Source organism: uncultured Stenotrophomonas sp., assembly GCF_963519925.1.
GTDB lineage: Bacteria > Pseudomonadota > Gammaproteobacteria > Xanthomonadales > Xanthomonadaceae > Stenotrophomonas > Stenotrophomonas maltophilia_AE.
Window position 1 is genome coordinate 45,261 of record NZ_CAUQPH010000017.1, and the last position, 6,713, is coordinate 51,973.

8 protein-coding genes are annotated in these 6,713 nt (G+C 65.6%); 5 read left to right on the forward strand and 3 right to left on the reverse strand.

Annotated features, from left to right (window positions below):
* Positions 1 to 22 precede the first annotated feature (22 nt).
* Complete coding sequence (locus tag RWO33_RS05690) at positions 23 to 1,090, reverse strand: site-specific integrase (RefSeq protein ID WP_314102999.1); 1,068 nt, start codon at positions 1,088 to 1,090, stop codon at positions 23 to 25.
* Between the two features lie 124 nt (positions 1,091 to 1,214).
* On the opposite strand from RWO33_RS05690, the gene dusA reads away from it, so the two are divergent.
* The 4 genes from dusA to RWO33_RS05710 all read left to right on the forward strand — a co-directional run bounded on the left by dusA (position 1,215) and on the right by RWO33_RS05710 (position 4,997).
* Complete coding sequence (gene dusA, locus RWO33_RS05695; protein WP_314103001.1) at positions 1,215 to 2,210, forward strand: tRNA dihydrouridine(20/20a) synthase DusA; 996 nt, start codon at positions 1,215 to 1,217, stop codon at positions 2,208 to 2,210.
* Positions 2,211 to 2,424: 214 nt separating this feature from the next.
* A complete protein-coding gene (locus tag RWO33_RS05700) occupies positions 2,425 to 2,793 on the forward strand; it encodes a hypothetical protein (RefSeq protein ID WP_314103004.1) in 369 nt (122 codons plus the stop codon).
* 72 nt (positions 2,794 to 2,865) lie between these two features.
* The gene (locus RWO33_RS05705) at positions 2,866 to 3,549 is read left to right on the forward strand and encodes a response regulator transcription factor (RefSeq protein ID WP_004136763.1); all 684 of its coding nucleotides are present in this window, start codon (positions 2,866 to 2,868) and stop codon (positions 3,547 to 3,549) included.
* A gap of 23 nt (positions 3,550 to 3,572) precedes the next feature.
* Positions 3,573 to 4,997, forward strand: coding sequence for a sensor histidine kinase (locus RWO33_RS05710; RefSeq protein ID WP_145481013.1), 1,425 nt, complete (start codon positions 3,573 to 3,575; stop codon positions 4,995 to 4,997).
* 168 nt (positions 4,998 to 5,165) lie between these two features.
* Here the strand turns inward: RWO33_RS05710 and RWO33_RS05715 are convergent, their stop codons facing one another.
* Together RWO33_RS05715 and RWO33_RS05720 are read right to left on the reverse strand one after the other, a co-directional pair.
* A complete protein-coding gene (locus RWO33_RS05715; protein ID WP_314103068.1) occupies positions 5,166 to 5,963 on the reverse strand; it encodes a zinc-dependent peptidase in 798 nt (265 codons plus the stop codon).
* Positions 5,930 to 6,205: a hypothetical protein gene (locus RWO33_RS05720; RefSeq protein WP_145481017.1), complete on the reverse strand. Its 276-nt coding sequence runs from the start codon at positions 6,203 to 6,205 to the stop codon at positions 5,930 to 5,932. The genes RWO33_RS05715 and RWO33_RS05720 overlap by 34 nt, the downstream gene beginning before the upstream one ends.
* 122 nt (positions 6,206 to 6,327) lie before the next feature.
* On the opposite strand from RWO33_RS05720, the gene RWO33_RS05725 reads away from it, so the two are divergent.
* Positions 6,328 to 6,713: HTH domain-containing protein (locus tag RWO33_RS05725; RefSeq protein WP_314103071.1), on the forward strand; the 386-nt coding region annotated here is incomplete at its 3' end.

Sequence of the window (6,713 nt, forward strand, 5' to 3'; positions counted from 1 at the left end):
TGCCCGTTGGCTGAAATGAGGTCTACTGAGTCGGTACGGCTCGATGAAGAGACTCGGGCCGCAGCTGGGTGTACCGCTTCAGCTCATTCCATGACTCATGGAGCGTAACCGCCGCGACCTCCGGGATATCGTATCCCTGTTCGAACAGCCGCGATGTAGCTTCATGGCGGAGATCGTGGAAGCAGAGATCCTCGATCTGCAGCTTCGTGCAAGCGCGGGTGAACGCGGTTCCCACGGAATTGGCGTTGTAGGGAAAAATCGGTCCGTCTGCATCGCCTCTGGCCTGCCGCTGCACGATTTCCCAGGCATCGCCTAGCAGGGGGAATCTCTTGTGATTCCCTGCCTTCTTGCGAGGGTGTTTGGCATCCCTGAGCAGGGCTGTCCGGTTCACCTGGTCGACGTCGGACCACAGCAACCGGGTGATTTCGCTCTCGCGCTTGGCCGTCAGGATGGCGAAGTCCATGATGTCCACCATGGGAATGCGCGACCGCCATGCGGCGGCCCGGAAATGCTCGCGCAGGCGCTGCAGCTCATCGGGGGTAGGACGTCTGTCGCGACGCTTCGATTTCCCAACCAAGCGCAACAAGCGAAGCACCGGCCGAGCTTCCGCCACGGGGTCGCTGGTCAGTTTCACGCCCTTCATCGGCCCGGCCAGTTTCAGCAGCTCGGAGAGGTACCCCAACTCCACGTTCATGGTTGCGGGCGCGCAGGCTGGGATAATGACCCCGTTGGCCATCATATGGTCGCCGCGGATCCGCCGGCGGGCATGCTCGATCACGTCGTTGGCGGTCAGATGGCTTGCCACGATGTCGCCGAGGCTTTCACGGATCCGCGTCATGTTGCCGGTATGGGTTTTGGAGACGGCCCTGACGGTGGCCAGCTCGTTGGTCCGCCAGTCGATCAGCTCGCCTATGGTGATGTCCTCACCTGGTGTCCCCCCTCGGGCCTCGTAGTCTGCCTGCTCGCGCTCAATGCGTTCGGCCCAGGCTCTCGCGGCGGTCTTAGTGGGGAAGGTGCGGTATTGGTCTTTGTGGCCCTTCCGGCGCACCATTGCGCGCCAGCGGCCGTTGCGGTTCTGCAGTGTTGCCATGTTGTGCCATTCCCTGTTGTGCCAATCCCCCGCTGGCACAGTAATGGTACAGCCGGTTGGGAAATAGCGGGAAAAACGGGGCAATTGCGGGAATGAGCGAGTACCTCATATGCTTGATAAGTCAATGAAATCTATGGAAATGAAGGGTATCCGCCTCTGTGTTGCCCCGATGATGGACTGGACGGACCGCCATTGCCGCGTGTTCCATCGGATCCTCGCCCCGGGCGCACGGCTCTACACGGAAATGGTGCACGCCAACGCGGTGATTCACGGCGACCGCGAGCGCCTGCTCGGTTTCGATGGCAGCGAGCACCCGCTCGCGCTTCAGCTCGGCGGCAGCGACCCGGCCCTGCTTGCGCAGGCGGCACGCATTGCCCAGGAGTGGGGCTACGACGAGGTCAACCTCAACTGCGGCTGCCCCTCGGACCGGGTCCAGGCCGGGCGCTTCGGCGCCTGCCTGATGCGCGAACCCACCCTCGTTGCCGAGTGCGTGGCGGCCATGGTCGAAGCGGTGGACATCCCGGTCACGGTCAAGTGCCGCCTGGGAGTGGATGAGGACAACGACTACGAAACCTTCGTCAACTTCGTCGATCAGTCGGCCAACGCCGGTAGTGCGATGTTCATCGTGCACGCCCGCAATGCCTGGCTGAAGGGGTTGTCGCCAAAGGAAAACCGAGAAGTGCCGCCGCTGCGCTACGACTGGGCGCACCGGCTCAAAGCCGACCGCCCCCAGCTGCAGATCGTGCTCAATGGTGGCCTGGCCTCGGTGGAGGCCGCCCAAGCCCAGCTCCCCGCGCTGGATGGCGTCATGCTGGGCCGAGCCGCCTACCACGACCCCTATGTGCTGCATCAGCTGGAAGCCGCGCAGACCGGCGCCGCGCTGCAGCGGCGCGAGGCCCTGCTGCGCGCCATGCGCCCCTACATCGAGGACCAGCTGCAACGCGGACTGGCCCTGAAGCACATCACCCGTCACCTGCTGGGCCTGTTCCACGGCCAGCCCGGCGGCCGCGCGTTCCGCCAGGTGCTCAGCGAGGGCGCGCACCGCCCCGGCGCCGATTGGGACCTGATCGAACAGGCCCTCACCATCACCCGCGACCAGGCCGAACGCGTCGCTGCATGAACCGCGCCGGAGACCGCGCTTGACATCGCCCGGGAAGTAGCCGTCAATGTTCACCTAGATGAACAAAGCGAGGCGGCGGTCAGAAAAGTTCAGACCGGATTCACCGCGTAAAACCAAGAATTTGCGAAAGATTCGTAAAGCGCCGGCCCATCGCTGGCGGTTGCCGATTCACAACTTTTGAACGTTTTGACGCGCTCCGTTAGGATCAGACCCGATGTTCTCCGTGACCCGCCACCGCCGAATCACCGTTGCCGCCGTGCTGGCGACCTGCGCAGTTGCTGCCATCGGCAGCGCCGGCGCGCAGGCTCCGCAGCCGGATCCGGCCCGGGCCGAGATGGTGCGGGCCGCCCGTGGTGCGCCGCAGGAACGCTCCCTGTCCGACGCGGTGCGCCGGGTCCAGCGCAGCACCGGTGGCCACATCCTGGGTGCGGAACGGGTGCCTTTCGACGGTCGGGACATCAACCGGGTGAAGTACATGGATGACCGGGGCCGGGTCCGCTACATGGACGACCCTGCCCAGCCGCGTTCACAGCCCCGCACGCCGCGTTCGGATATGTCATCACTACGCGGCGATAACCCCTGAACGGGGATAGTTGTCCGCAGTCATCTGTTAGCCACTGGCCCCAGGCCACACCCAGGACACTAGGGAGAGTTCATGCGTATCCTTCTGGTCGAAGACGAAGCCCCGCTGCGGGAAACCCTTGCAGCCCGGCTCAAGCGCGAAGGCTTTGCCGTCGATGCCGCACAGGACGGTGAGGAAGGTCTGTACATGGGCCGCGAAGTGCCGTTCGACGTGGGCATCATCGATCTCGGCCTGCCCAAGATGTCGGGCATGGAACTGATCAAGGCACTGCGCGACGAGGGCAAGAAGTTCCCGGTGCTGATCCTTACCGCCCGCTCGAGCTGGCAGGACAAGGTCGAAGGGCTCAAGCAGGGCGCCGACGATTACCTGGTCAAGCCGTTTCATGTCGAAGAGCTGCTGGCCCGCGTCAATGCGCTGCTGCGCCGTGCGGCGGGCTGGAGCAAGCCGACCCTCGAATGCGGCCCGGTCGCGCTGGATCTTGCTGCGCAGACGGTCAGCGTGGCAGGCAGCAACGTGGACCTCACCAGCTATGAGTACAAGGTGCTCGAATACCTGATGATGCATGCCGGCGAACTGGTCTCCAAGGCCGACCTCACCGAGCACATCTACCAGCAGGATTTCGACCGCGACTCGAACGTGCTGGAAGTGTTCATCGGCCGCCTGCGCAAGAAGCTGGACCCGGACGGCGAACTCAAGCCGATCGAAACCGTGCGTGGTCGCGGCTATCGGTTCGCGATTCCGCGCAACGAGGGCTGAGCCGTTAGTCCGGCGATGGGATGATGTCAGGCCGTCTGTGGTTCTTTAAACGCTGGCGGCCGCGCTCCCTGCAGGCACGCCAGCTGCTGGCTGCCAGTGTGAGCCTGATCGCCTTCCTGGCGATCGCGGGCTACGCGCTGGATGCCGCGTTCGCCGACACCGCGCGGGCCAACCTGCGCGAGCGCCTGAAGAACTACGCTACTGCGTATGCGGCCGGCATCGACTTCACCCGCGACCGCTCGTTGTACATCCGCGAGCAGCCGCCGGATCCCCGTTTCGACGTCCCCGGCAGCGGCCTGTACCTGCAGGTCGTGATGCCGGACGGCAAAGGCAATTCCATGTCGGCCGAAGGCCCGATGCTGCCTACCGTGGGCGGCGGGCTGCTGGCGCCGCGCCAGGAAGTATTCGAAGGCCCGTTGCCGATGATCCAGATCGACGGCAGCGAGGGCTCGGTGTACCGCTATGGGCTGGGCCTGGTATGGGATGCCGACGCCGATCCGGCCACCGAGTTCCCGTACACCATCTACGTGATGGAAGACTCGCGTGCGCTGGGCGCGCAGCTGCGGGTGTTCCGTGGCCGGGTCTGGTTCTGGATGGGCGGTGCCGGCCTGATCCTGCTGCTGTTGCAGACGGTGATCCTGCAGTGGAGCCTACGCCCGATGCGGCGCGTGATCACCGAGCTGACCAAGGTGCAGCGCGGTGAAACCGAGCGCATGAGCGAACGCCACCCGCGCGAGCTGGAGCCGCTCACCGACAGCATCAACGCGCTGATCGAAAGCGAACGCGAGAACCTCGAGCGCCAGCGCAATACCCTGGCCGACCTGGCGCACAGCCTGAAAACGCCGCTGGCGGTACTGCGCACGCAGTTGGACAGTGGTGCGCACGACCAGGACCTGCGCGAGGAATTCGACGTGCAGCTGCGGCGCATGAACAACCTGGTCGGGTACCAGCTGGCGCGCGCGGCCTCGTCCGGCCACAAGCTGTTCTCGGCCCCGTTGCCGATCGAGTCCAACGCCGAGGAAATCGTGCGTGGGCTGGAGAAGGTGTACGCGTCCAAGGGTGTGCTGTGCGAGTTCGACATCGACGAAGCGGCGCGCTTCCACGGCGAGCCGGGCGACCTGCAGGAACTGCTGGGCAACCTGCTTGAAAACGCCTTCAAGTGGGCCAACCGCCGCGTGCTGCTCACCGCCAAGCCACTGAGCGCGCCGGGCGTGCGCCGCGCCGGCCTGCTGTTGTCGGTGGACGACGACGGCCCAGGCATCGCACCGGAAGACATCGCCAAAGTGCTGCAGCGTGGCGTGCGTGGCGACGAACGCGTACAGGGTCACGGCATCGGGCTGTCGATCGTGCAGGACCTGATCAAGGATTACCGCGGCGAGCTGCAGGTGAAGCGCTCGCCGGAACTCGGCGGCGCCCGGTTCGAAGTAAAGCTGCCGCCCGGGCCGTAAGTCCAGAGCGTACCGACCAACGGTCGGTACCTACCCGCATGGCCGTTTCCCGGTAGGTACCGACCGTTGGTCGGTACGCCCTCCAGGTGGGTACCGACTGTCAGTCGGTACGCTTCCCAGGTAGGTACCGACTGTCAGTCGGTACGCTTCCCAGGTAGGTACCGACTGTTAGTCGGTACGATGCCCAACCGAAGGCGGCGCCCCATAAAACCGCCGCAGATGCCCCGCAACCACCGGCATCTCCGTTTCAAGCACATCCGGCGCCGAGAAGTGATATTCGGTCGCCACCGCAAAGAACTCATCCGGCCCTTCGCTGGCATACGGATCAATCACCGTTTCCTGCCCGTCATCCACCTGCGCGCACAGCGCGTCATACGCCTGCTGGAAATCCGCCGCCCACTGCTTCTGCCAGTCACGCGGCAGCGGTGGCGTGCCATCGAGCACGCCGTCGAGCACATCGATGCGATGCGCCATCTCATGCACCACCACACACGCGCCTTCGTGCGGATACTTCAGCTCGGCCTGCACGTCATGCCAGGACAGCAGCAACGGACCATTGTGCGAGACCTGGCCGATCGCTTCTTCTTCCCACTCGTGCAGCACGCCATCTTCGTCCATCTCGCTCTGCGGCACGATGAAGCCTTCGGGGTACACCAGCACCTGCGACCAGCCGCGAAGTCCCACCTCGCCCAGTTCCAGCAACGGCAGGCAGCACAGCGCGGCAATCAGCACCGCGTCATCGTCGCCCAGCTGCAGACCGCCGATCGGCGTGATGGTCTTGCCGTGCAGGAACGCCGCCGCCAGCTCGCGCAGGCGTTGCTGGCGAACAGGCGGGACGCCACGCAGCCACGCGCTGCGCTGGCAGGTGCGTTGCCAAGCGGTATCGGGAATCGGGCGCGGTGCCGACCGCAGCCAGCGCAACAACGACTGGATCAGCGGAACATGCCTGGCAGGAAGCTGTGCCATTTCGGCGCGCGCAGGCGCGGCAGCACGTCATCGTCGCCGCCACCGCCGGTGCTGCCGGGTGCCGTGGCACTGGGCTTGACCGTGGTCGGGGCAGGGGCCGCCGGCGCGGTGGTCTGCGTCGTACGTTCGCTCTCGGCCGCAGAATACACGCAGCCGCCCCGGCCCGCGCTGGCCAGCGCATCGGAAGCGTGCGCGGCAAGGGGGGCCATCAACAGGATCAGGCAATGGGCGAACGGGCGCATCGTCAACATCCGGAAGGGCGAAAGGGGTCAATCTTCGATTCTAGCCCGATTCACGGCCTCAATTGGAACCCCTCCCCAAAGCGCGCCCGGTCGCTTTCCCGCATAATTTTGTCCATCAACCGATGGAAGCTGCCGTGGACGACCGCCAACTGCTGGCCAAACTGGGCGCCGGGCGCCTGTCCGGCGACGCGCTGGCGCGTGAGCTCGGCCAGACCCGCGCCGCCATTTGGAAGCGGATTCAAGGACTTAGGGCGGCCGGCGTGGAGATCGACGGCCGCGCCGGTGACGGCTACCAGCTGCAGCAGCGGATGGAACTGCTGGACTCTGCGTCCATCCTGGGGGCGCTGCCGGCGCCGCTGGCGGAGCGCCTGGACAGCCTCGAAGTGGCCTGGAGCGTAGGCTCGACCAACTCTGAATTGCTGCGCTGCAGCGCGCCCGAGCGCGGTGCCCGGGTGCTGCTGGCGGAGCGCCAGACCGGCGGCCGCGGTCGCCGTGGACGGGCGTGGGC

Excerpts from the sequence above, each read along its gene's own strand:
- dusA (WP_314103001.1), top strand. The coding sequence starts at position 1,215 with ATGAAATCTATGGAAATGAAGGGTATCCGCCTCTGTGTTGCCCCGATG.
- RWO33_RS05700 (WP_314103004.1), top strand. The coding sequence starts at position 2,425 with ATGTTCTCCGTGACCCGCCACCGCCGAATCACCGTTGCCGCCGTGCTG.
- RWO33_RS05710 (WP_145481013.1), top strand. The coding sequence starts at position 3,573 with ATGTCAGGCCGTCTGTGGTTCTTTAAACGCTGGCGGCCGCGCTCCCTG.
- RWO33_RS05705 (WP_004136763.1), top strand. The coding sequence starts at position 2,866 with ATGCGTATCCTTCTGGTCGAAGACGAAGCCCCGCTGCGGGAAACCCTT.
- RWO33_RS05715 (WP_314103068.1), bottom strand. The coding sequence starts at position 5,963 with ATGGCACAGCTTCCTGCCAGGCATGTTCCGCTGATCCAGTCGTTGTTG.
- RWO33_RS05690 (WP_314102999.1), bottom strand. The coding sequence starts at position 1,090 with ATGGCAACACTGCAGAACCGCAACGGCCGCTGGCGCGCAATGGTGCGC.
- RWO33_RS05720 (WP_145481017.1), bottom strand. The coding sequence starts at position 6,205 with ATGCGCCCGTTCGCCCATTGCCTGATCCTGTTGATGGCCCCCCTTGCC.